Source organism: Methanobrevibacter thaueri (assembly GCF_015062905.1).
Lineage (GTDB): Archaea > Methanobacteriota > Methanobacteria > Methanobacteriales > Methanobacteriaceae > Methanocatella > Methanocatella thaueri_A.
Genome location: NZ_SUTK01000007.1, coordinates 23,152 through 48,066 on the forward strand (window position 1 = coordinate 23,152; position 24,915 = coordinate 48,066).

At 36.2% G+C, this 24,915-nt stretch carries 22 protein-coding genes and 1 tRNA gene; 6 read left to right on the forward strand and 17 right to left on the reverse strand.

What is annotated here, in order from left to right; all coding sequences use genetic code 11:
• Positions 1-39 precede the first annotated feature (39 nt).
• From nifU to aroA, 10 genes are all read right to left on the reverse strand, one after another.
• Entirely contained in the window at positions 40-414 is a 375-nt protein-coding gene (gene nifU / locus E7Z79_RS02625) for a Fe-S cluster assembly scaffold protein NifU (RefSeq protein WP_303738429.1), read from the reverse strand.
• Between the two features lie 2 nt (positions 415-416).
• A complete protein-coding gene (gene nifS / locus E7Z79_RS02630) occupies positions 417-1,625 on the reverse strand; it encodes a cysteine desulfurase NifS (RefSeq protein ID WP_303738430.1) in 1,209 nt (402 codons plus the stop codon).
• A gap of 79 nt (positions 1,626-1,704) precedes the next feature.
• Positions 1,705-3,000, reverse strand: coding sequence for an O-acetylhomoserine aminocarboxypropyltransferase/cysteine synthase family protein (locus E7Z79_RS02635; protein WP_303738431.1), 1,296 nt, complete (start codon positions 2,998-3,000; stop codon positions 1,705-1,707).
• A 222-nt stretch (positions 3,001-3,222) separates the two neighbouring features.
• Complete coding sequence (gene cysS, locus E7Z79_RS02640; RefSeq protein ID WP_303738432.1) at positions 3,223-4,569, reverse strand: cysteine--tRNA ligase; 1,347 nt, start codon at positions 4,567-4,569, stop codon at positions 3,223-3,225.
• Positions 4,570-4,600: 31 nt separating this feature from the next.
• A tRNA-Cys gene (locus tag E7Z79_RS02645) sits at positions 4,601-4,671 on the reverse strand.
• Positions 4,672-4,744: 73 nt separating this feature from the next.
• The gene (locus tag E7Z79_RS02650; RefSeq protein WP_303738433.1) at positions 4,745-5,119 is read right to left on the reverse strand and encodes a transcriptional regulator; all 375 of its coding nucleotides are present in this window, start codon (positions 5,117-5,119) and stop codon (positions 4,745-4,747) included.
• 1 nt (position 5,120) lies between these two features.
• The gene (gene cysE / locus E7Z79_RS02655; RefSeq protein ID WP_296782957.1) at positions 5,121-5,837 is read right to left on the reverse strand and encodes a serine O-acetyltransferase; all 717 of its coding nucleotides are present in this window, start codon (positions 5,835-5,837) and stop codon (positions 5,121-5,123) included.
• Positions 5,838-5,897: 60 nt separating this feature from the next.
• Positions 5,898-6,845, reverse strand: a complete 948-nt coding sequence (cysK, locus tag E7Z79_RS02660; RefSeq protein WP_303738434.1) for a cysteine synthase A — start codon at positions 6,843-6,845, stop codon at positions 5,898-5,900.
• A 139-nt stretch (positions 6,846-6,984) separates the two neighbouring features.
• Positions 6,985-7,614: an endonuclease III gene (gene nth / locus E7Z79_RS02665; RefSeq protein WP_303738435.1), complete on the reverse strand. Its 630-nt coding sequence runs from the start codon at positions 7,612-7,614 to the stop codon at positions 6,985-6,987.
• Positions 7,607-8,929, reverse strand: a complete 1,323-nt coding sequence (gene aroA / locus E7Z79_RS02670; protein WP_303738436.1) for a 3-phosphoshikimate 1-carboxyvinyltransferase — start codon at positions 8,927-8,929, stop codon at positions 7,607-7,609. The genes nth and aroA overlap by 8 nt, the downstream gene beginning before the upstream one ends.
• Before the next feature lie 44 nt (positions 8,930-8,973).
• Here aroA and E7Z79_RS02675 point away from each other — a divergent pair, with 44 nt between their 5' ends.
• Positions 8,974-9,540: a sugar O-acetyltransferase gene (locus E7Z79_RS02675; protein ID WP_303738437.1), complete on the forward strand. Its 567-nt coding sequence runs from the start codon at positions 8,974-8,976 to the stop codon at positions 9,538-9,540.
• Positions 9,541-9,584: 44 nt separating this feature from the next.
• On the opposite strand, the gene E7Z79_RS02680 is transcribed toward E7Z79_RS02675, so the two are convergent.
• On the reverse strand, positions 9,585-10,400 hold the full coding sequence (locus E7Z79_RS02680) for a DUF4013 domain-containing protein (protein WP_303738438.1): 816 nt from the start codon (positions 10,398-10,400) through the stop codon (positions 9,585-9,587).
• Positions 10,401-10,622: 222 nt separating this feature from the next.
• Between E7Z79_RS02680 and E7Z79_RS02685 the strand changes: the two genes are divergently transcribed.
• On the forward strand, positions 10,623-11,324 hold the full coding sequence (locus E7Z79_RS02685) for a hypothetical protein (RefSeq protein ID WP_303738439.1): 702 nt from the start codon (positions 10,623-10,625) through the stop codon (positions 11,322-11,324).
• Between the two features lie 34 nt (positions 11,325-11,358).
• On the opposite strand, the gene E7Z79_RS02690 is transcribed toward E7Z79_RS02685, so the two are convergent.
• Positions 11,359-11,574: a hypothetical protein gene (locus E7Z79_RS02690; RefSeq protein ID WP_303738440.1), complete on the reverse strand. Its 216-nt coding sequence runs from the start codon at positions 11,572-11,574 to the stop codon at positions 11,359-11,361.
• Between the two features lie 343 nt (positions 11,575-11,917).
• Here E7Z79_RS02690 and E7Z79_RS02695 point away from each other — a divergent pair, with 343 nt between their 5' ends.
• Positions 11,918-13,120 (forward strand): tetratricopeptide repeat protein, encoded by a 1,203-nt coding sequence (locus E7Z79_RS02695; RefSeq protein ID WP_303738441.1) that lies wholly within the window; start codon positions 11,918-11,920, stop codon positions 13,118-13,120.
• Between the two features lie 58 nt (positions 13,121-13,178).
• Here E7Z79_RS02695 and E7Z79_RS02700 read toward each other — a convergent pair whose 3' ends face one another.
• On the reverse strand, positions 13,179-15,893 hold the full coding sequence (locus E7Z79_RS02700) for a valine--tRNA ligase (RefSeq protein WP_303738442.1): 2,715 nt from the start codon (positions 15,891-15,893) through the stop codon (positions 13,179-13,181).
• A gap of 703 nt (positions 15,894-16,596) precedes the next feature.
• Between E7Z79_RS02700 and E7Z79_RS02705 the strand changes: the two genes are divergently transcribed.
• The gene (locus E7Z79_RS02705) at positions 16,597-16,953 is read left to right on the forward strand and encodes a hypothetical protein (RefSeq protein WP_303738443.1); all 357 of its coding nucleotides are present in this window, start codon (positions 16,597-16,599) and stop codon (positions 16,951-16,953) included.
• A gap of 17 nt (positions 16,954-16,970) precedes the next feature.
• Entirely contained in the window at positions 16,971-18,626 is a 1,656-nt protein-coding gene (gene pheT, locus E7Z79_RS02710) for a phenylalanine--tRNA ligase subunit beta (RefSeq protein ID WP_303738444.1), read from the forward strand.
• A 178-nt stretch (positions 18,627-18,804) separates the two neighbouring features.
• On the opposite strand, the gene E7Z79_RS02715 is transcribed toward pheT, so the two are convergent.
• From E7Z79_RS02715 to E7Z79_RS02725, 3 genes are read right to left on the reverse strand one after another with little or no spacing between them, the layout of a single operon-like run.
• Entirely contained in the window at positions 18,805-19,065 is a 261-nt protein-coding gene (locus tag E7Z79_RS02715) for a winged helix-turn-helix domain-containing protein (RefSeq protein ID WP_303738445.1), read from the reverse strand.
• A 36-nt stretch (positions 19,066-19,101) separates the two neighbouring features.
• Positions 19,102-19,506: a secondary thiamine-phosphate synthase enzyme YjbQ gene (locus E7Z79_RS02720; RefSeq protein WP_303738446.1), complete on the reverse strand. Its 405-nt coding sequence runs from the start codon at positions 19,504-19,506 to the stop codon at positions 19,102-19,104.
• 56 nt (positions 19,507-19,562) lie between these two features.
• The gene (locus E7Z79_RS02725; protein ID WP_303738447.1) at positions 19,563-21,293 is read right to left on the reverse strand and encodes a right-handed parallel beta-helix repeat-containing protein; all 1,731 of its coding nucleotides are present in this window, start codon (positions 21,291-21,293) and stop codon (positions 19,563-19,565) included.
• 332 nt (positions 21,294-21,625) lie between these two features.
• Between E7Z79_RS02725 and E7Z79_RS02730 the strand changes: the two genes are divergently transcribed.
• Positions 21,626-24,649: a NosD domain-containing protein gene (locus tag E7Z79_RS02730; protein ID WP_303738448.1), complete on the forward strand. Its 3,024-nt coding sequence runs from the start codon at positions 21,626-21,628 to the stop codon at positions 24,647-24,649.
• A 44-nt stretch (positions 24,650-24,693) separates the two neighbouring features.
• Here the strand turns inward: E7Z79_RS02730 and E7Z79_RS02735 are convergent, their stop codons facing one another.
• On the reverse strand, positions 24,694-24,909 hold the full coding sequence (locus E7Z79_RS02735; protein ID WP_303738461.1) for a hypothetical protein: 216 nt from the start codon (positions 24,907-24,909) through the stop codon (positions 24,694-24,696).
• Positions 24,910-24,915: the final 6 nt, after the last annotated feature.

The window sequence follows — 24,915 nt, forward strand, 5'->3', positions numbered from 1 at the left end:
TATTTGGTAAAGATAATTTATTTAACAAAGTATATATTATTATTGATTGTTTTCCCTATAGTTTTCAATAGCTGCCTGAAGGCCATCTGCAGCAAGGTTTGAACAGTGCATCTTTACAGGTGGAAGACCATCCAATTCTTCAGCAACATCATTTCTTGATATTTTTAAAGCCTCATCAACAGTTTTGCCAACAGCTATCTCGGTTATCATACTGCTTGTTGCAATAGCTGCCCCGCAGCCGAATGTCTGGAATGAAATGTCTTCAATGACATCATCATCATTGACCTTAATGTAAATTGTCATCAAATCTCCGCAGGTTGGGTTTCCCACAGTTCCAACCCCATTTGCATCTTCCATTTTTCTGCAGTTTCTAGGGTTTGCAAAGTGATCCATTACTTTTTCTGAATAATCCATTATTAACACCTCTTACAAGTATCGCTGTGCTTTTTACACATTACATTATCATAATCAAGTTCCTGATTCCATAGAGGGGACATTTCCCTGAGTCTTGAAACAGCCCCAGAAACAGTTTCCACAAATTCGTCAACATCAAATGCATCGCTTTCAGGAGCAAGGGAAATCCTAAGGGACCCATGAACATCAACCGGATCAAGGCCCAGTGCAGTGAGGACAGGTGATGCCTCCAGCTTATTTGATGAGCATGCTGAACCTGTTGAAGCCTGATATCCTTTTGCATCCAATAGAAGAATCAATGATTCCCCTTCAATTGCTTTGAATCTGAAGTTGACAAGGTTTGGAAGCCTTTTCTCCATATCCCCGTTTACATAGGATTCCGGAATTGTGCTTAGAACCTTTTCAATCAGCTCGTCCCTGATTGAGGACAATTTTTCGAAATGTTCCTCCAATTTTTCAGATGCAAGCTCACAGGCTTTTCCAAATCCTACAATACCAGCAACATTTTCAGTACCTGCCCTGATTCCTCTTTCCTGACCGCCCCCATGTATCAATGGGATGACACGGGTTCCTTTCTTGATGTATAATGCTCCAACACCTTTTGGTCCGTTGATTTTATGAGAAGATAAAGATAGCATGTCCACATTTAATTTCTCAACATCCACTTCGATTTTACCGAAGGTTTGAACCGCATCAGTGTGGAATGTGATTCCTTTTTCACGGGCGATTTTACCAATCTCTTCAATAGGCTGAACTGTACCTATTTCATTGTTACCATGCATAATTGTGATTAAAATTGTATCCTCAGTTATTGCATCCTTCAAATCCTCAACCTTGATGATACCATTTTCATAGACTGGCAGGTAAGTCACATTAAATCCGATGGTTTCCAGGAATTTTAAAGTCTCCTTTACCGCAGGATGTTCAAATTCTGTTGTGATAATATGCTTACCCTGGTTGAGATATTTAAATGCAATACCCTTGATGGCAAGATTATCTGATTCTGATCCTCCTCCTGTGAAAATAATCTCTTCAGGTTTTGCGTTGATTGCATCAGCCACTCTTTGGCGAGCCTGATTTAATGCTTTTTTTGATTCACGACCAATTTTATAAAGAGTTGAAGGGTTTCCGAACTCTTCTGTAAAATATGGTTTCATTTCTTCAAAAACTTCCTCACTGACTTGTGTAGTTGCTGAGTTATCCAAATACATTCTTTATCTCCCAATTGTCTTTTTTAATAAGTAAAATTTTATGATATAAATATTTTAAGTGAGTAAAGGGTTACTTTACTCAGATACTGTCAAGTGCTTGACTTAAATCATCAATCAAATCGTTAACATCCTCAAGACCGATGGAAAGCCTGATGAAGTCAGGAGTTACTCCTGTTGCTTCCTGTTCTTCAGGTGTTAGTTGTTGATGTGTTGTACTTGCCGGGTGAATTGCAAGACTTTTTGCATCTCCGATGTTTGCAAGTATTGAGAAAAGTTCAAGTTTTTCTATGACTTTTCTTCCTGCTTCCTCTCCTCCTTCAACACCGAAACCAAGAATACCTGCAAAGTTGTCTTTCAAGTATTTCTTGTTGATTTCATAGGTAGGGTGGGATTCTAAACCAGGATAGTTTACCCATTTGACTTTAGGGTGAGCTTCCAGGAATTGTGCTACTTTTAATGCGTTTTCGGAGTGTCTTTTTACCCTAACATCTAGACTTTCTAATCCTTGAAGGAATATGAAACTGTGTACCGGTGCCTGGGTTGCGCCCAAGTCCCTTAAGAGTCTTGCCCTTATCCTTACGGTAAATGCTAAGTTTCCGAGTTCAGGAACATCACCGAATGCATCCCAGAATACCAATCCGTGGTAACTTGGATCAGGCTTTGTGAAGTTTGCGAACTTTCCGTTTCCCCAGTTGAATTTACCTGAATCTACAATGTATCCTCCAATTGCAGTACCGTGTCCTCCGACATATTTGGTTGCGGATGCTGCAATGACGTCAGCACCATGTTCAAGAGGCCTTACAAGTCCAACACCCACAGTGTTGTCAACAATCAATGGAATGTCGTGTGAATGTGCGATTTCTGCCAATGCTTCAAAGTCAGGCACGTCCAATTTTGGGTTTCCGATTGATTCAACATAAATCGCTTTGGTCTTTTCATCGATTGCCGCTTCAAAAGCTTCTAGGTCCTGTGAGTCGACAAACTTGACTTCCCTTGCGAGATCCTTGAAGGTGTAGTTGAACAATTGGTATGTTCCACCGTAAAGGTTGTCTGCTGATACGATGTTGTCTCCAGGTTCGGTTACGTTTAAGATTGCATATGAAATTGCTGCAAGACCACTTGATGTTGAAATACCTGAGTTACCGCCTTCGATAGCAGCAATTCTTGCTTCAAATACATCACTGGTAGGGTTAGTTAATCTGGAGTAAATTTGTCCAAATTCTTGAAGGGCGAATCTTCTTGCAGCCTCATCTGAGTCTTTAAATACATATGAAGTTGTCTGATAAATAGGAACCGCCTGAGCCCCGGTTGCGGGGTCGGGAGTTTGTCCTGCGCGTACACCTAAAGTTGCTAATCCATAATTTTTATTTGTCATTTAATATCACCTTAATTTTTGAATTTCAGTAAAATATATCACGTGTTATATTCACTATATAACAATAGTTATTTTTTATATATAAATGTTTTGGTAAACCTAAAAAAAAGTAGAGATATTGATTTATAACTTATGTTATACAAAAATAACATCTGTTATTTTTAGTATATAAACATTGTTATATTTTTGAAAAAAAATAAAAAAAGAAGAGAATAAATTCCCTTAATCATTAATTTCATAACCTAACGCCTGTAGGTTATCACGGATTTTATCTGACAAGTCATATTGCTTGTTGGCTCTTAACTCAGACCTTACTTCAGAAATAAGATTAAGCAAATCATCAGATCCTGCATTTACCTCTTCACTTTCAAAGCTAACACCGAAAATATGGGCGGCATCATCCAAGAATGATTTAATTGCAATTTTATCAGATTCACTGAAGCTATCCAAATCGTTTTTAGTATCATTGATTAAACCAAAAAGGGCAGCAATAGCTTTTGGAGTGTTAAAGTCATCATCCATGCTGTTGAAGAACTCTTCCTTGTGAGGTTTTAAAGCATCACATTCAAATTCCTCTTCGCCAACTTCAACATCCAATTGCTCATAGTATTTTCTGATTCTATCCAAACTTCTTTCTGATTGGTGAAGTGAATCTTTAGAAAAGTCAATCGGACTTCTGTAATGTGTTGACAATACAAAGAATCTGAAAGTCTCGGCAGCATAATCCTTAAGTAATTCACGAATGGTAATGAAGTTATTCAAAGATTTTGACATCTTTTCTCCGTTTACATTTAAAAATCCTGTGTGTAACCAGAATTCAACCATAGGAGCTTTGCCTGACACAGCTTCCATTTGGGTAATTTCCGCTTCATGGTGAGGGAAAATCAAGTCAAGTCCGCCACCGTGAGCATCATATTGAGGTCCGAAGTAGTATTCAGTGATTGCTGTATCTTCAATATGCCATCCAGGTCTTCCGTCACCCCATGGAGACGGCCAAGTTGGCTCATCCACTCCGACACGTTTTTTCCATAATGCAAAATCCTGTGGATTTTTCTTGGTGGTTTCGGCTATGTCCCTGTGAGATTCTAACTCTTCAACATTTCTGTTGGATAACTTACCGAATTCAGGGAATTTGTCAATTTCAAAGTAAACACCGTCTTCGGTTTCATAGGCAAATCCCTTATCGATTAATCTTTGAATTTGGTCTAAAATTTCATCAACATGATCAGTTGCTCTTGCAAATAAATTAACGCCGTTGACATTTAATTTGTTCATGTCTTCAATGTATCGTTTTTCGAATTTTCTGGCTAACTCATTAGCGGGAATTCCGCTTTCTTTTGATCTGTTAATGATTTTATCGTCGATATCAGTAATATTTTGAATGTAGAATACGGCATATCCTTTGTATTCCAAGTATCTTTTTATTGTATCAAAAGAAATGTAGGTTCTTCCATGTCCAATATGTGCATCATCATATACAGTTGGACCACAAACAAATAAGTTAACTCTATTTTTATTTAATGTTTTAAAATCTTCTTTACTACGAGTTAAAGTTGAATAAACTTCCATAAGAATAAACCTCGAAAAAAAGTAATTAAAAAGGCAAGTGAGGGACTTGAACCCCCGTATTATGGTCTGCAGCCACACACCTAGCCACTCGGTAAACTTGCCACTAACTAAAAAAGTATAATAAAATATTGGTAACTAATAGTTTAAATACTTTACTATATTTTCCAATATTTCACTATTCTGCTTCGGAACCCATACAAGATTGACAGTCTTCACCAAGTTCAGATTTATCAATATTGAGTTGGGCTAAAACATCAACAGTCTTGACATTTTTACAAATCTTACAGGTTCTTGGTATCAAATCTGCTTTGGTAGCTTCACCTTCTGACAACTGACGAGCAAATTCATGAATCATTGCTCTTACATCATCATCAAGCTTAATGCCGCTTCCACGTTTATCAGTAATGTACTGAGAAACTGCAGGTTGAGTAATATCCATAAGCTCTGAAACGTCTTTCTGCTTCATTCCTAAGTTTAATAGCTCTTTTGCCAGTTCTGATCTAATAGCCGGTATTACATACCATACAACAATTTCACAAGGTGGTTTCATATTAATCGCCATCTTTTTTAAATAAATCTTCTAATTCTTCTTGTTCATCTCTAATATCTTCAGTCAAACAAATTTCATGCTTTTCGAATAAAATTTCGAAACGCTTATCATTTTCCTGAAGATGCTTTTCGATTACTCTAATTGCATCGGCAACAGGATCCGGAAGTTTGCCGTGATCCAGGTCAACTTCCTCATGACGTACGCCTCTGCGTTTAACGATTCTGCCAGGAACACCAACACAAGTTGATTGAGGAGGCACATCTTTTAGCACAACTGCACCGGTACCTATTTTTGAATATTCTCCAATGGTGATGTTTCCCATCACCTTGGCACCGGCTCCGACAATCACTCCCTTTTCAACAGTTGGGTGCCTTTTGGTCTTTTCTGTACTTGTTCCTCCAAGGATAACGCCTTGGTATAACAGTACGTCATCACCAACAATAGCGGTTTCGCCGACTACAACACCCATACCATGATCAATAAATACTCGTTTACCAAATGTTGCACCAGGGTGAATTTCAATACCCGTAAGGAATCTGGCCAAGTTGGAATTCATACGGGCCAAAAGCTTGAAAGAATGAATCCAAAGCCAATGACTAATCCTATGCATAAACAGGGCCCAAAAACCGGGATAACATAGAAAAATCTCCAATGTGGACCTTGCGGCAGGATCCTTTTCTTTAATAGCTTTAATTTCAGCCTTCAAATTGTCAAACATTGATAAACCTCACAATATGTTATACTTAAATTATATAACATATGGTATATATACTTAATCTTATTCAAATAACCAGTCTACAGAGAGATATCTTTCACCGTTATCAGGTAAGATGGCTATTATTCTTTTACCCTTATTTTCAGGTCTTTTAGCCAATTCCAAAGCAGCCCAAGTTGCAGCTCCAGAAGATATTCCTGTAAATATACCTTCCACTTTAGCAAGACTCAATAAAGTTTTTCCCGCATCTTCACTTGCAACCGGAATAATCTCATCAATCACATCGGCATCATAGATTGACGGAACAAATCCTGCACCGATACCCTGAATTTTATGAGGTCCTTTTTCACCTTTTCCAAGTGTTTGTGATTCTTTTGGCTCAACTACAACCACCTTAACATCTGGAACAAGTTCCTTTAAACCTTTAGCGATACCAGTTGCTGTTCCACCGGTTCCAGCAGCAGATACAACAAAATCGACCTCGCCGTCAGTGTCCCTAAAGATTTCCTGAGCGGTAGTTTCGAAATGGATTTTGACATTTGCAGGATTGTCGAATTGCCCCAAGATGATTGAATCCGGAGTTTCCTCATTGAGTTCATTTGCCTTTGCAATTGCTCCTCCCATACCATCAGCACCAGGAGTCAATACCAATTCCGCACCTAAAACACTGAGGAATTTTCTTCTTTCAACAGACATGGTCTCAGGCATGGTCAAAATCAATTTGTAGCCTTTGGCGGCTGCTGCAAATGCAAGACCTATACCGGTGTTGCCGCTGGTAGGCTCGATGATAGTTGAACCTTGCTTGAGAAGGCCTTTTTCCTCTGCATCTTCAATCATTGCAACCGCTACCCTATCCTTAACACTTCCGGTTGGGTTGAATGATTCGATTTTGACGTCCACTTCTGCTTCTAAGTCTTTAGTTAAATTATTCAATCTTACAATTGGAGTGTTTCCAATAGCATCGGTTATGCTATCGAGTACTCCTCTTTTTAATTTTGGAATATTTGCCATGTTTTATTCTCCTATATTAATTTATATTTTAGGGCATATTAAAGGGGTTACTTTAAAAGTTATATAACATTCGTTATAATAACTATTGTTATATAACATTGTTTTACTTTATAAATGTTTTGGTATGACTAAAAATTAGTTAGATATTTTCCTTGAAATAATCGCAAATATCAGTGCAGGGACAAATCTCACACTGAGGACCTATCGGTTTGCAGATGTTCTGGCCAAACTGAACCATCAAATCATTCAATTTGATCCATAACTCCTCAGGAGCAATCTTGCACAATTCAACCTCGGTTTCTTCAGGGTCTTTAGTGTCAACAAGTCCCAAACGATTGGAAATTCTGTGAACATGAGTATCAACAGGAATTGCCGGAAGCTCAAAGGCAAAAACCATGACACAGTTTGCGGTTTTGCGGCCTACACCTGGAAGCTTAATCATTTCCTCAACAGTATCCGGAACCTCACCGCCATATTGGTCAATCAAAATCTGTGAAACCTCCTGAATTCTGCCCGCTTTGACATTGTAAAAACCGGCAGGTCTGATTAGCTCCTTAACATCATCAATCGGAGCATCAACAACAGCATAAATATCCGGATATTTGGCAAACAGATTATTGGTTGCCTGGTCAGTATTTTCATCCCTTGTCCTTTGAGACAGTATGGTTCTGATTAAAACCTTATACGGATCATGGTCAAGGAAAGTCCTTATCTCAAAAACACTCTCCAGCTCTTCAATCAACTTGATAACACGTTCTTCATTATTCATTTTTTAACTCCAATTCAAATCCAAGTTCTGCCATCGCTTCAATGAAATTAGGAAAAGACACGTCAAAGACTTCTCCGTTTGTAATTTCAATATCATGATTAAGGCCAATTAAACTGAATGCCATAGCCAATCTGTGGTCTCCATGTGAATCAACAACACCTGAATTTACACCACCTGTTATGCTCATGCCATCTTCCATTTCAGTTAGCTTGCAGCCCAATTTCTCCAATTCCCTGCAGGTTGTATCTATCCTGTCAGTTTCCTTAACCCTTGCATGGGCCACTCCAGTAATGTTGGTTGTGCCTTCAGCCATTGCCGCCAGCACCGCAACGGTAATCAATAAATCAGGAGCATTTGAAAGGTCAACATCAATCGCCTTCAGATTTCCTTCAGAAGCGATTTCCACATAATCCTCTCCACGGATGATTGTAGCACCCATCTTCTGCAGTATATCCAAAATGAACTTGTCACCCTGCTTGGAATCCCTGAACAAGTTTTTGATCTTGGCTTTTCCGCCGTTAATTGCAATCAGTGCAAGCAGGTATGATGCTGAAGAATAGTCTCCCTCAACAGTATAATCACAGGCAACATAATTCTGCTTTCTTACAAGGAACTCATCAATTCTGCAGCCTTGATACTCCTTATCGCAGTTTTCATGCTTCAAATAATACCCTTTTAGAGTCTTAACACCGAATTTCCTCATGATATCCAATGTCATATTAACATAAGGCTTTGATTTGAATTCAGGCAATACATACAATCTTACGCCCTTTTTAGACAATGGAGCAGAAATGAGAATTGATGATATGAACTGTGAGCTGACATTTCCCATTATATTGGTTTCGCCGCCCGCATAACCCGGCTTTATTAAGATCGGCGCCTTGTCATTATCTTTTAAAGAACTGGTTTCAACTCCCAACGGCAACAATGCATCCATAAGAAGTCCCATCGGACGGGTTTGTAAAGAGTCATCACCAGTTAAAGTAACTTCATTATCGCTTAAAGACGAAACTGAAGTCATTAATCTTAAGGTAGTTCCTGAGTTTGCCAAATCAATTGGTTCGGCAGAAGAGTTATGTAATTTGCCTCCGGTTCCAATTACTTCCAAATAATCATCGGTCCTATTTATTTTAGCGCCTAAAGCTTTACATACCCTAATTGAGGACAATGTATCTTCTGAATATAGCATGTCATACAATTTAGAAGTCCCTTCAGCAAGTGAAGCTAAAATCACTGCTCTGTGTGAATAGCTTTTGGATGGTGGTGCTTTAACTACCCCACCTATTTCTGAAATATTTTTTACCTTAAGAATCATTGTATCAATAACTATTTTTAAATTAAATTAATAAATATTTAACTATGAAAGAAATAGAAAAGATGCAAGCCGGACTTGAATACTGCTATGACGATGAGGAAATATCACTAATGAAATTACATGCAATCGAAAATGCCAATATCTTTAATTCTCTTGCAGAAGACGATCTGGACAAGCAGCATGAAGTGCTAAGCGAGATTTTGGGTTCAGTAGGGGAAAAAGTGTGGATTGCAAAGCGATTCTGTTTCGATAATGGCAAAAACATTTTCATAGGCAACAACTTTACTGCAAACTTCAATTTGACAATACTTGACATCAAAGAGGTATACATTGGAGATAATGTAATGATAGGTCCCAACACTACAATAACGACCGTCGGCCACCCATTATCTCCCAAAAAAAGACGTGAACATTTGGGACAGGCATCAGAAATCAGAATCGGCAATGATGTATGGTTAGGTGCCAACGTGACAATTCTTCCTGGAGTAAGCATCGGCGATAATGTGGTTGTTGGTGCCGGTGCGGTGGTTACTAAAGACATCCCCGACAATTCACTTGCACTTGGAGTTCCCGCAAGGGTTATTAAAAAAATTGAAAATGATATTGGTTAATTTCAAAAATAGAATCAAAAAAAATAAATATATAGCTTAAAAAATTAAGCTATATCAGAATATAACAATCCAACAGCTCTTTGAGCAAAGAATAACAAGTATGGACTTATTATTATTGAAAGGATTGCTAAAAATGGAACAGATGATAAAATCATCTCAATAACTGCAATAATTATGATAATCAATAAGATCACTACTATTACCTTACCTACACCTATTCTTCTTATGTCTTTTGCTGCTTCAACAACATTTAAAGCTTCACCTAGACTGCCAGTATTTGCCAATCTTGCTTGAGCCATAGTTTGTAAGAATGAAAAGATTACAAATAAGACTAAAGCAACCATAATAGTGACAGATAAAGAAATCATCAAATTGGCAATTGCCTGAGATGCAGCTTCAGACAATATAAAGGTGGAATTTCCCATATAAACATTTTGTGCCTGTGACATAACTTCATTAGCAATTATCATAAAATTGCCGTAAATATTTGTAAGATATCCCACAACTACAACAATGAATGCAGGGATTATGAAGTAGACTATTGTGACAATGAAATTATTAAAACCGGTGATGAAATTTTCCCACCATTCAAACCCAGGAACTTCATCATCAAGCTCAATTCCAGATTTGATAATGCTGATTAAATAACCGGCCAATACCCATCCAATTAACATTGAAACAATAAAAGCTATTCCACCCCACATAAAACATTCAGGAGTAATGAATCCTAATATATAAACAAATGTTCCTATAAAAGAAAATACCCCCGCCAATATTGACAGTAGAACATAAATCACCAATACTTTTATGTCTTTTGATGGAAAGAGAAAAGCATCCTTAATTATTTCTATTACATCCATATTTTCACCCCTATTTAACTTTTTTCATGCTCTTAAAAAGAGACAGTACTAATTTATTGTAAAAGTATTATTTAAAAGTTATTCAAAAAGATTTAACTGAATGAATTTATTTACTTGTTTTTATATATCATTAAACATAATTTTAATTAACATAGGATTGCTTTTTCCTATTTACAATAGCTTTAGTAAATCAACATAGGATTCTATAAAGAAGGTATGAAAATGGATAATAAAAAAATAATTATTATTGGTGTAATATTCTTAATCATAATAGCCGGCATTATTCTAGTAATGTTGACCTCAGTAAATTATGAAAGAATTGACATAACACCAAACGGAACAAGCATAGAGGTTCCTGCCAACCAAACCAAATTTAACGGAAATGTTGAAGGCGCCAAAATTTGGAACTGGGACAAGGGAATACTTGTTACATACAACAGTTATGAGGACAAAAATCTTATCAAAGTAAGTGAATTAGGCTTTAATACCTTAAACGAGCTTATAAAAAATGGAGAAAAACAAAACATTGACGGTTTTACATGTTACGTGATAAATGCTGATGAATTATTGGAAATCCACATATTTGACATAATTAAAGTAAATTATAACGGCAAATTCTATTGCATTCCATTGGCTAATGAAACCACTCACGACAATATCCTAATCTGTTGCAACGACAAGGACATTGCGGTTCATATGGCCCAATCAGTAAGATACAAAAATGTTTATCCGGACAATACTGATTTAAACGATACCATCTCCACTGTAAAAAACATGACTGGAGACCTGCAGTCTAAGGCAAATGATTATGTAAACAGCACCAATTTAACTGAGGTTAAATCCGCAGTTGAGGAAAAAACCGGAGTGAATTTAGATAACGCCAAAACAGAGATAGAACAATACACCGGAAAGTTGCCAATTTGAAAATGAAAAAAATTTCGGATTAAATCTTTTTCATTTAATCCGAAGGAATTTTAGTTAAAATTCCGCTGAATAACAGCACTACCACCGTTATAACAATATACACAATCTTTTCAAATGGATCAAGGTCCATTAATAAGTTATATACCCCAATCAGCCAAATTATTATTAAAAAGCATGGCAGAACATATTTTACGATAACCTTCCAAAGAGAACCTACTTTAAATCTACCGTTTTCATTAATTACAGCCATCAATGAATCCACATCATAAAGTATTGATTCAAGGAAAATAGTGGAGATAGGCCAACCATTACCATCAAAAGAAATTTTTTTAAACTTAAATCAAGGAATTCTAAAACACCACAGGAGGAATTAATTATTCAACCAAAATTAATTAAAGCCCATCTCCATTAATTAATTATGCATTAACTTACATATATACTTTTAATTGAGTAAAAACAATATTTACATCAAGAAATAAAATTTTAAAGCAATTACAAGATTGATTTTAAAACAGAATGTGAAAATTAAACATCAACATTTAAATAATTCATATAACAATTTATACACATATGAACATGAGTGTGGTGAAAACATGAGTGAAAACATTAAAAAGGATTTGGCTCAAGCAAAAAAGAATTACCAAAGCAAAAAATACGAAGAAGCAAAAGATTTATACGAATCACTCTATATTGACCATCCGGAAGCGTTTACAATTTGGGACAAGAGATTCTACAGCTGGGCTTTATATCAACTTTATGTGAAAAATCCTGAAGATGAAACAGCGTTATTTGAAGCGGTAGAATCAATAACACAGTTAGTGCCACAGGAAGACCTTTCCAAAAAGGATGGTGTTTGCGCATATACCCTATCCATGATGAAGCTTCTTGACCATCTATATAAAAACAATGACTATGAGAACCTCCTTATATGGGCAGATAAGTTAAATCCTAATTATTTAAGTCCTAAGACATCTTCTTTCACAACAAGTGACGGAAGGGAAGTGACATTGGCGTCAAACAAGGAAAAATATTACAATTGGGTATCAAAATCACTTCAGGAAGTTGAAGACTATGATGAATGTTTAGCTGTTTCAAAGGAAGCCCTTGAAAAGTTAGATAACTTCACCAACAATGGGGATATCTGGTTCAAATGGAGAATCGCCAGGTCATGCAGGGAATTGGGAGAATATGACGAAGCGATCGAATACCTGACAGACATCTATAAATTCAAAAAGGAATGGTATATCCAATGGGAGATTGCAGAAAACTATTTCTTTAAAGGAGAAGAGGACAAATCTCTCGAATTTGCCGCTTCAGCCGCATTAAGTCGTGGAGACAGCGATAAAAAAATCAAATTATATTCCCTTCTTGAAGATTTGCTTGAAGATGACGAACCTGAAATTGCACTGAAACATTCCTATCTAATCTATTCAATAAGGCTCCATAATGAATGGAGCATTGATGAGGAGTTAGAAGAGAAAATAGCAGATGCCGGTTTGGATACTGGAAACACCGAATATTGGAAAATCGAGAAGGAACTGAAAAAATACTGGAAAGAGCTGAAGTTTAAAAATCAGCAACCAACTCATGGCGTGATTCACAGGATATTCCCTCATGGAAAATCCGGATTCATCAACGGAGATGATGGAGTGTCATATTTCTTCAACGGATTTGAATTTAAGGGAGATCCGAATAAATACCGTGAGGGAGTCAAAGTCTCATTCTATATTGAAGAAGGCTATGATAAAAAGAAAGACGAATTCAAACCAAATGCAGTAAACATTTACGATATTTAACAACATCCGTTGTTAATTATCCCTATTTTTTAAAAAAAAAAAGAGTTTTGTGAAGTAATTATCTAATTACTTCAACAATCATGTCTAAGTTTTCAGATTGGAGGATATCCACTTTTTTACCGGATGCTCCAACAATCTCCCTTTTGATGTTCAGCATGTCTTCAGGAACTACAATTTCGCCAATTGTCAGTTCATGATTTTCCTCTAAAACAGCACCGATTTCATCAATAGGAGTGGATTTTAGATAGCCTATGATTTTGCCGGCATCTCCTTTGAATGTCGGTCCGATTTGGGACATGTCAGGTTCCACTTCAATGATTTTTTCGTGAACTTCAGGTTTTCCTGAGCTGATTGCCAAATCATTGATTTTTAGAGTTCCCTTAATGTCTGAGTCAAACTGATTGAATACATCAACCAAATCCTCATCGGAAGTGTAAACGTTCACTTCAGCGAGTTCGGCATTCAATGGGATTTTTGATGCTGATTTGAATCTTCTGACCTCATCAATAAGCTCAACGGTAGTTTCCCCTTTTGTCTCCATTTCCTCACTGATTAATTCCTCATAGACTTCAGGCCATAAGGTTGTGTGGATTGACTCATCTGAGAAGTATTGGTAAACCTCTTCAGTGAAGAACGGCGCAATAGGCGCCATTAATTTCAAGGATGTTTCCACAACTGTCCTTAATGTGTATTTTGCAGCTTTTCTGGATTCATCTGAAACGTCAGTGTATAATCTGTATTTTACGGCTTCAATGTATTCGTCACAGAAATCATGCCAGAAGAACCTTTCGATTGGAGTGATTGTCTGTGCGAAGTTATAGTCTGCAAATGCCTCATCGACAGTTTTGTTCAAGTTATTGAGTTTTGACAATATCCATAAGTCCAATGGTCCGAGATTATCCTTGACATCTTCATATGAAACTTCCTCATCAAATATCTGCATGCTAATGAATCTGAATGCATTCCAGAATTTTCTGAGGAATCTGTATCCGTGCTTGATGTCTTTCCAGTCAAATATTACGTCAGACCCAGGTACGCTGTTTGCAGCCCATGTCCTTAATGGGTCTGCACCGTATTTTTCAATGACCTCTTCAGGGCCGACCACAAATTCCGGCCTTGATTTACTCATCTTGTTTCCATCTTCACCGAATACCATACCATTGATTACAATGTCGTCAAACGGCTTTTGACCGGTTAAGGCTATACAACGTAAGGTGGTGTAGAATGCCCATGTACGGATAATGTCGTGTCCTTGCGGACGGATATTTGATGGGAAATGATTAACATAATCTTCGTCAGGCCATCCTGCAATTGATAGCGGTGAAATTGATGAATCCATCCAGGTGTCAAGTACATCCACTTCAGGTACGAACTCTTCACATCCGCATTCGCATGCATGTTTTGGCTTATCAACAGTCGGATCAATTGGCAAGTCTTCCACATCAGGCAAAATGACTTTTCCACAGTCTTTACAGTACCATACAGGAATTGGGGTTGCAAATATTCTTTGCCTTGAGATACACCAGTCCCATTCCATGGAATCTGCCCAGTTCACCATACGGGATTTCATGTGTTCAGGCACCCATTTCATTTCATCCGCTGCAACTTTGGTCTTTTCAATCAAATCACGGACCGCTACAAACCACTGTTCCTTAAGAAGAATTTCAACAGGAGTTTTACATCTCCAGCATTGACCCACATTTTGGTCCACCTCTTCTTTCTTCAAGAGGTATCCTTCAGCATCCAAATCTTCAATAGTCTGTTTTTTACAGCTTTGAAGGTCCATTCCTTCATATCTTCCTGCAGCAGAAGTCAATGTGCCGTCATCGTCCATAACATCAATGACTTCAAGGTCATATTTTTGAACCCAGCTTACGTCAGTCTTATCCCCAAAGGTACAAATCATTACCGCACCTGTACCGAATTCAGGATCTACCTCTTCATCTGCAATGATTTTTACTTTCTGGTGTGACAAAGGCACTTCAACATATTTGCCTAAAAGGTGAGTGTACCTTTCATCTTCAGGGTGAATTACAACAGCCACACAGGCAGACATCAGTTCAGGCCTGGTTGTTGCAATCAAAATTCCTTCCTCTTTAGGGTCAGCCTGTTTGCCTGACTCCTGTGAAGATGCAATATCATCATAGGAATCTTCAACAGCCGGAGGGAAGTTGACATAGTTTAAAAATGTAGTGTTATCGGAATATTCTACTTCAGCAAAAGCGATAGCTGTCTGACAGCGAGGACACCAGTTTACTGGGTGTTTTCCCTGATAAATCAATCCGTCTTCATACATTTTCAAAAAGGAGTATTGGGTCCTTTTCATGTAATCCGGATTCATTGTAACGAACTCACGGGTCCAATCCTGTGAATAACCCATTGCCTTCATGTCCTTTTTCATGCTTGCAATGTTTTTGGTGGTCAAGTCAATACAATATTCTCTGAACTTGGCTCTTGAAACATCATTTTTCTTGATTCCATGAGTTTCTTCAACTTTCACTTCAGTAGGAAGACCGTGGCAGTCCCATCCCTGTGGGAACAGGACGTCAAATCCTTTTTGTCTTCTGTATCTTGCATTCATATCAATGTAAACCCAATTCAATACGTGGCCCAAGTGAATGGCGCCTGTTGGGTATGGCGGGGGAGTGTCTATAATATATCTAGGACGAGATCCATCTCCAATGTATTTGTAGATGTTTTCATCTTCCCATTTTTGCTCCCAAACTTTCTCTTTTTTAAAATCATAGTCTTTAGGAATCTCTTGGTTTGACATATATTTTCTCCTAAAATAATTAAGTAAAAATAATATTATTAATTATGTAGTTTATTATTTAAAAAAGTAATTATGGAATTGAAAAAGAAAGATTAAACTTCTAAATTTAAAAAATTTTTAAAGTGATTGAAGCAATAGGTTTATTGATGTTAAAATTATTTGAATAATTATTAAACTCATTAATATATTTCGATATTCTAAATTAGAATTCTTATACAACACCATTAGAAACAGCAAAATTAAAATTATATTTACGATTATCAACAAAAGTACCATTGTTGTTTACCTCCTAACACAAAAAATAACTATTAATTTACATGGAAAAGATTTATAAATGAAAAAGCGCATATAATTACCATACATGAGGGATGATAAATTAATCATCCCCCTAGTATAGTACATAGTAATTGCACAATAGCAGTAATTGTTGAAATTACTTGCAGTGCAATTACTATTTTAGCGCTTTTTTTCATTTTAAAAAAATCCTCCTATGAAACTAATTTTAAATCAGTTCCACGATTTGATTATCATTTTAAAACTATTTAAAGTAGTTAGTTATAAATTAAAGCAATTTTATTAGGTTAAATCAATATTAAAAAGTGAAAACAATTTTACGAAGTGAAAACAATGCAAAAATAGTTAACTATATTATATAAAAAAATCATATTATTAATATTATCAAAAATAAGGACTGTGTAAAAGAATGAATTTATTATGGTTTTATGTTGCAATTGTTTTAGCTATAAGCGATATATTACACACCACTCTAATGTGGAAAGTTTTAAATAACTTCTACATCATTTTAGGTGGAATAATCCAACAATCCACACATTCTACCTGGCAAACCTGGGTAATTCATGAGATTATGGAAGCAGGATTTCATTTCATTGTACTGTCAATAGTATTTTTAAATCCTACTGTTGGAATTCTAGCAGCCCTTGTTCATTTTGTAATTGATGTAACCCATACAGTATTCATACGCAATATGGGCGAGTTAGAACATAGAGCGCTTCACTTTGCAGTTGAGTCTCTATTTTTCATTTTAATTTATGGATTATAAAGTAATGGAGTTATTAAATGCCAGTTATAACATTCAAATATCAAGATTTAAAAGATTTAGGAATAGATATGGACAAAGATGAATTAATAGACACCTTACCTATGATGTCTAGTGACATTGAAGACTTTGATGATGAGGAAATCAAAGTGGAATTTTTCCCTAACCGACCTGACAATTTGTCTGTTGAAGGAGTAGCTAGATCTTTTAAGGGATTTATCGGTCAAGAAATCGGTTTTCCAGACTATAAGGTTGAAGAATCCGGAGAATATGTAACTGTAGACAAGGATGTTGCAGCAATCAGACCATATATAGGATTTGCAAAAATCGACAATGTTGACTTTACTGGCGACAAGCTCAAGTACTGCATGGATTTCCAAGAAAACCTTCATTGGGTTATTGGAAGGGACAGGAAAAAAGTGGCTATAGGTATCCACAATGCAGATGTTGTTGAAGGTCCATTCAAATATATTGCAACACCTAAAGACGCAAACGCTTTTGTTCCTTTAGAAAAAGATGCAGAAATGACTCCAAATGAAATCTTGACTGAGCATGACAAAGGTAAGGATTATGCTCATTTGATTGAAGACTTTGACAAATATCCATTAATTCTAGACAAAGATGATAATGTCCTATCAATGCCTCCGATCATTAACGGAGAGCTAACCAAACTTAAAGAGGACACTCACAATATCATTGTTGACGTGACAGGTACTGACGAAAGGGCAGTCAACCAGGCATTAAACATCATCTGCTCCTCATTTGCTGAAGTTGGAGGACAAATCAAATCCATGGAAGTCAGATATGAAGACAAGACCATCAAAACTCCTGATTTGACTCCACAAGAGATGAATGTTCATGTCGATACTGCAAATGAACTGATTGGTGGAACCAGCCTGACTGCACAGGACATTCATGATTTGCTTTTAAAGGCCCGTTTTGATGCTGAAATCATTGATGACAATGAGGTTAAGGCAATCATTCCTGCATATAGGGTGGACATCCTGCACGAAGTCGATATTGTTGAAAATATCGCAGTGCAATACCACATCAACGATGTTGTGGCCGAATTGCCTGACATCAATACTGTAGCTTATGAAAACAACTGGTTTAAGGCAGAAAGCATAATCCGTGAAGTGATGATCGGTTTAGGCTTCCAGGAAGTTATGAGCCTGATGCTTACCAGTGAGGAAGCACACTACAAAAACATGAATCAGGAAGAAAAGCCTCATGTTCAGGTTGCAAGACCGATTACAATTGACAGAACCATGATTAGAACAAGCCTGATCAATTCCCTGATGGAATTCTTGGAGGACAACAAGCATGAGGACCTGCCTCAAAAGATCTTTGAAATAGGTGACGTGCTATACCTTGACGAAACCACAGAAAACAAGACTGTCGCTTCCAAAAAATTAGCTGGAGTAATCTGTCATTCATCCGCAAACTTTACAGAAATCAAATCTGTCGTTACAAGCGTATTGTCCAATCTCGGCTATTCAATGGAAATATCTGACAGTGAAAACAAGACATTCATTCCGGGAAGAGTTGCCGATGTAACCGGTGCGGCTGAAAAAGGTTCCGTTAAAGGTTTCTTTGGTGAGGTTTCCCCTGAAGTAATTACAAACTTTACTTTAGAGTACCCGGTAATTGCGTTTGAAATAGAATTTCTAAACTAAATTCTTTTTCAATACCACAATTTTCTCATCTGGGTTTCCATTTGGGCGTACTCATTGACCTGTGGTGAAGTGCCATAATAATTAAAGATGAGTATCAAAATAAATAAAAGAATTATAATAGCTATCAAAATTATTGTCCATCGCCTCAATTTAAAAACACCACATTAAAAAATTAACATTAATCGATAAGTTTAGCTACATCTTCACCCTTAGGTGTTAGCCTGTATACTCTATTTTTGCGTTTTTCCTCATTTATGCATTCCGCAACACCGCATTCCTTAAGCTCACGCAAAACCTTTGAAATGTGATTGGTGCGAATTCCGATGTCTTCCGCCAGATCGGTCGGTATCTTGTCTCCATTGTTAAGAGATTTGACTGATTTTTCCCTATATGAAGAGCTGATTACATATCCATAAGTTTTTAGAGTTTCATCATCCATAAAAATTTCTCCTATTATTCACATCTTATTAATATATTATTCCCCTATTATTGTTAAACTTATGGTTCGGTTATGTCTCGGCCCATCGAGTTCTATGAAAAAAACTGACTGCCAGGTGCCCAGATCCAATCTGCCGTTTTTGATTGGAAGACACTCGCTTGATGAAAGCAGAAATGATTTCAGATGAGACTTTGCATTGTCATCGATTCTGTCATGCTGATATGTAAACTTATCAGTAATGAGATTATCTAAAGTGAATTCCAAATCGTTCAATAGACCGGATTCGTTTTCATTGACAACAATGGCGGATGTGGAATGCTTTGAAAAAATGGAGATTATTCCGTTTTCAACATCAATCAGTTCGTTGATTTTAGATGTGATGTCAATGATTTCAAAGTTTCTGTTCGTATTTATTTTAATGGAATGATTTTTGACTGTCATTGATTAAATATTTGTTAAAAGTAGTTAATAAATTAAAAAAGAAAAAAAGGAAAATTTTAATGTTCGAATTCATCTTTACGCCAATATCCATAGATAAGCATTCCCATGATAGATAGAATACTTAATACCACAAGCCCTGATGTATTGGTAAGCTCTTTTGATGTTGTGACCGGAGGAATTATCTCATATGCTTTTCCTTCATCCATTGCATCACCGCTTCCGGAATCGCCTGCATTTAAATCACCATTGGACAGTGCATCATTACCGTTATCAGATGTGTCTTGAGACGGAATATCTGAACTGTTAGTTCCGTAATTGCCGGATTTGTCTGAATTTGCAATATGTGAACCTGATGAATCTCCCCCATTTGAAGCGCCTTGGGAATTGGAATTTCCCTGAACTTCAGAAGTTCCACTTGCACTGCTTCCGCTAGAACCAGAATTATCCTCACTTGCTGAGGTTTTTGAATCCTTTGCATCACCAGTTTCACCGGATGCATCCCTAACATCATATCTGTAATATTCATCGGCAATCTGAACTCTGACATTATGGTCGACATTAGGGTCCAACTGAGTAACGCTAGCCCTACCGTTGACAAAAGTTGCAGTATACACGTTTCCATCGACTTCAACATTTGTCTGGAATGTTGCAAACTCATTGACCGCCCTTCCGGAGGAATCCCTTAGCTGAAGGGTTAATGTATTACTGACGGAAAATGTATCCAATGTCATTAGAGATGCTAAAAGTCTTGGGCAGACAAATGTGTTTGTAGGATCATTTGAATTGTACCAATTCTGACCTAATTCAAAGTTTTCATTTTCCCAATAATTCTTGGCCTGATAGAATTCATTGTGAGCCAGATAATTATATTCGACTTTAAGTATTGAATCCCCTTGGCTTTTAAATCCTGATCCAAACAGCAACCCGTTACCGGTTTCAAATCCTCCCATGTTGGACCTTGGGTCTTTCCTGTTATGAGTCATGGAATTTGACTTTACAACATCATTGGTTGATGTGGAATTGATGTAAATTCCGTTGGTATTCTCATAAACATTGTTTCCTGAAATTAAAGTATGTGAAGATTTGTTGAATGTGGAAATTCCGTTCAAGCCGTTGTGATGAATAGTATTGTTCAATATTTTGCAATATTCAATGTTTGATGTTTCGATGCCTGATTTTTTATTGAGTGAAATAACATTCCTCTCAACAATACTATTCTTTACATTTTGAATTTGCACTCCATTTTGCTTGGCTTTTGAAATGTCGTTTTCAGACATGGTAATTTTATCTGAATTCTTTATCAAAACACCATTTCCTCCACCAGTAACATTATTATTGGTTATTTTGATATTTCTTGTATTATCTGCAACTATTCCATAATCGCTGTTAGATGCAACGATATTTATTCCAGATAAGATACTACCTGCTGCGTTTGATGTAAAGTAAAATCCGAAAGTTTTATCTATTCCCATATCCCTAGCTTTATCGCTCACTTCATCAGAAACATAAATTACACTATCCTTTTTTGAAATGATGTTCAATTTCTTATCTACAACCAAAGATATGTCCTGATACTCAGGGTCTGTAAATTCAAAAGTGTCTCCATCATTTGCATTATCAAATTGTGACTGTATATCATCATTTGACAAATCGGAAGTGATGAAATGATTATTTCCACTAGAAAGGATAGTCATATTGTCATCCTGAATATCAGTTGCACTGACTGATGAAACTAAGAATAAGAACAATAATGATATGAAAAAAAGATTAAATACTTTTTTATCCATATTAAAAACTTCCTAATTACTATTTTTATAATCAAATAACTTTAATAGAAAAATTAACCTCAAAAGTAAAAATTTATCTATGTGAATAATATTGATTAATGATAATATTTTGATATCAAATATATATAAATCTAACCTATATAACGGCATTATATTAAAAATTTAAAACGATATGAGTCAAATTACAACAAATAACTATTCTTAACAGTGTTATATCAAGAATTTAAGACATTTTAATTTAAATAATATGAAAATCAATATTAAATTAATTGCTTATCGATATAATTTTTTATGATCAAGTAATTGTTTAAAAAGATTTTAGAGGAAATATTATGAATAAGAAGAGTTTAATATTAGCTGTTTTGTTAGTATTAATTGTATTCTTAGCCACAAATGCAATATCCGCAGAAGATACCTCCAATATTGACAATAATGCTAGCGACATATTGGAAGTGTCCGAAGATAACAACATTGCAGCTGGCAAAGAAGTTACAATTGAAACTACAGATGACAATAATCAGATTCAAGAAAAAATCAATACCTTGGACGATGGAGATACATTAAACTTCCAAAAGGGAGACTATCATGACATCTGCATCTACATTAATAAAAGCGTGACAATCAACGGTAATGGTGCCACATTATATGGTTATGACAACCCAAGCAATGATAATATTCCAGACATCATAATGAACAAAACAACCGAGGGAGGATATGCCATTACAAATAAGGCAACTTTATATATCCTTAAGGCAAATGATGTTGTTTTAAAAGACATTAATTTTGTTGCAGGTGCAAACAGCGGGACTGCAACCCCAACCGGAACTGATGATCCAAAATACACAAATTGTGTAATATATAACTATTTTTCAAACCATACCACAATATCCAACATTACAATTGATGGCTGTTCCTGGGGTATCTGGTTCCAAAATTGTGATGATGGAACAATAGAAAATAATACAATCATGAATCAATTGATTACAGGAATCCTGAACTTCCAATCAAAAAGAACCATAATCAGATACAATACAATAATCAATGCCAAAAATCACGGTATTGATGTAAGGCATGGTGTCGGACCAAATGTTAAAGTATTAAACAACACTGTTATCGGTTCAAAAGAGGGAATTTACCTATTGCACTCACCTAAACATGTTGTAACTGGAAATACAATTATCAATTGTACTGTAAGTTCAATTACATGTTGTGGTGCAAGCCATATTACCATCAAAGACAATAAGTTATACAACTCTAGAATAGGCATTCTTTTAGGTGGAGGAGCACCTCAAGGAGGAGCTTATACCGGATACAATAACATTACCATTGGAACAAATGAATGGAAAATTGATGAATTGCCGTTCCCACCGTCTTTCCAATATTATGTTGCTGAAGCAAAAGCCGATTATGCAAGTATGGACTCAATGATGGGTACCCACACTGACAGCAGCCTTTCAAACATCACATATGTGGAATATAGTGAAATCCCTATTCCAGGACCTATCGTTATTGACTATAACACCATCTTAAAACCAACAGGCGATGAAGTGTTAATAACCTCTGGAATGACAAATGAAGAAATTCAGAACAGAATCAATAACATGAAAGATGGGGACACATTAATTTTTGAAGAAAACGCAATATTTGAAAATATCAGCATTTACATCGAAAAGAACATTAAAGTGATTGGAAACAATGCAACATTAATCAGTTATGAATCCGCAAGCCTTGATTTGGTTCCTGAAAGAATAAAAAACAAAACCAATGAAGGAGGATTCGGAGTAAGTTATTCAGCTGTATTATACTGCATGAATGCTTCAGACATTACTGTGAGCAAATTAAATATTGAATGCAGATATCCTGGATATGACACCACAACAATCGGAACAAACCAAAATCTAAGAGAATACTGTACAGCGGGTATCTATTCAATACTCAGTCCAAACCTTACCATTACCCAATGTAATATTAATGGTGCTTCATGGGGTATGTTTATAGGTGAAAGACAACAAGGACGTCCAAATGCAATAATCACAAACAACAAAGTAAGCAATCAGTACACAACAGGAATACTATGCTTCGGATGTAAAAATTCAATAATCGCAAATAATACTATCACCAATGCATACAACCACGGTATAGACGTAAGATTCAATCAGGGAAGTGGAGTTACTGTCTTTAACAACAGCGTTTCCGGTTCTAAAGAAGGAATATACCTCCTACATTCCAGCGGACATAAGGTTTACGGAAATACAATATCCAACTCAAAAATCAGTTCAATTACCTGTTATGGATCTGGAAATGAATATATTTTCGACAACACCTTTATTAAAAGCAGAATTGCAATCATACTTGGTGGAGGATATTATAATGTCACTATAGGTAAAAATACATACAAACCTGACAAATTACCGTTCCCACCTACCTTTGAACATTTCCTTGTAAAATCCGAAAATAAATATTATGACAAAATCGGAGCAAAAGTTGTAGGAACTTACGGCGACTCCAAAAATGTGAACCTAAGTGCAGCTGATGTGACTGTCGGATACAAAAAAGGCACATTGGAAATTACCTTAAAGAACATTACCGGAAAAGCACTGGCCAATAAAGCAGGAACCGTAACCATCAATGGAAATGTGCAAGAGTTCATAACTGATGAAAACGGAACCGCTTCCATCAATCTAGCTTTAACAACCGGAACATATACTGCAAAAGTGCATACCGTCAGCGACTATTACAATAAGGCAGGCAATACCGAAGCAGCAATTACAGTTGTGGATGATAGAGCTTCCGCTGCATTGACTGCTCCTGGAAAAACATTCTACTTACAGGCTATCGCTAAAGGATCTAACTATCAAGTTACCCTTAAATCCAACGGAAAAACTCTTGAAAACAAAGAAGTTACCATTAACTTCAATGGAAAAACCATTACTGCAAAAACCAATTCCAATGGTGTAGCTACTTTCAAATTAACTGCTACAGCAACTGGCTCCAAACAGTCAACAATTACATTCAAAGGCGATGATGCATACAAAGCAACAACTGCAAAAGCTACAATCAAAGTAACCAAAGAAGCAAGCAAAATTACAGCCAAAAAGAAAACATTTAAAGCTAAATCCAAAACCAAAAAGTATGCAATTACCCTAAAATCCAAATCAGGTAAAGCAATCAGTGGAGTTAAAGTAACTATCAAAATCAAGAATAAAAAGTTCACCGCCAAAACTAATTCTAAAGGAAAAGCAACCTTTAAAATTAAAAAATTCACTAAAAAAGGAACTTTCAAAAGCACTGTCACTTTTACAGGAAACAAATACTTTAGCAAAACCACCGCAAAAGTTAAAATTAAAATGAAATAGAAGAGATTATTTCTCTTCTCAAACTTTCTTTTTTTAAAAAAAAATCAGTAATATTTTTTTCTGCGGTCAACGGCAGTGTAAATTATAAACAGACCGATGATTATCAGGACTATCTGCGGAAATACCGCTGCAATAATAGCAGGAATCAATCCCAAATTAACCAATAGCCACAAAACGCCATAGATTACAATTATTGCTCCAAATACGATAGCAATCTTATATGTCAAATCCCTCATATCAGGAATGTCAAACATAGGCATTTGAAT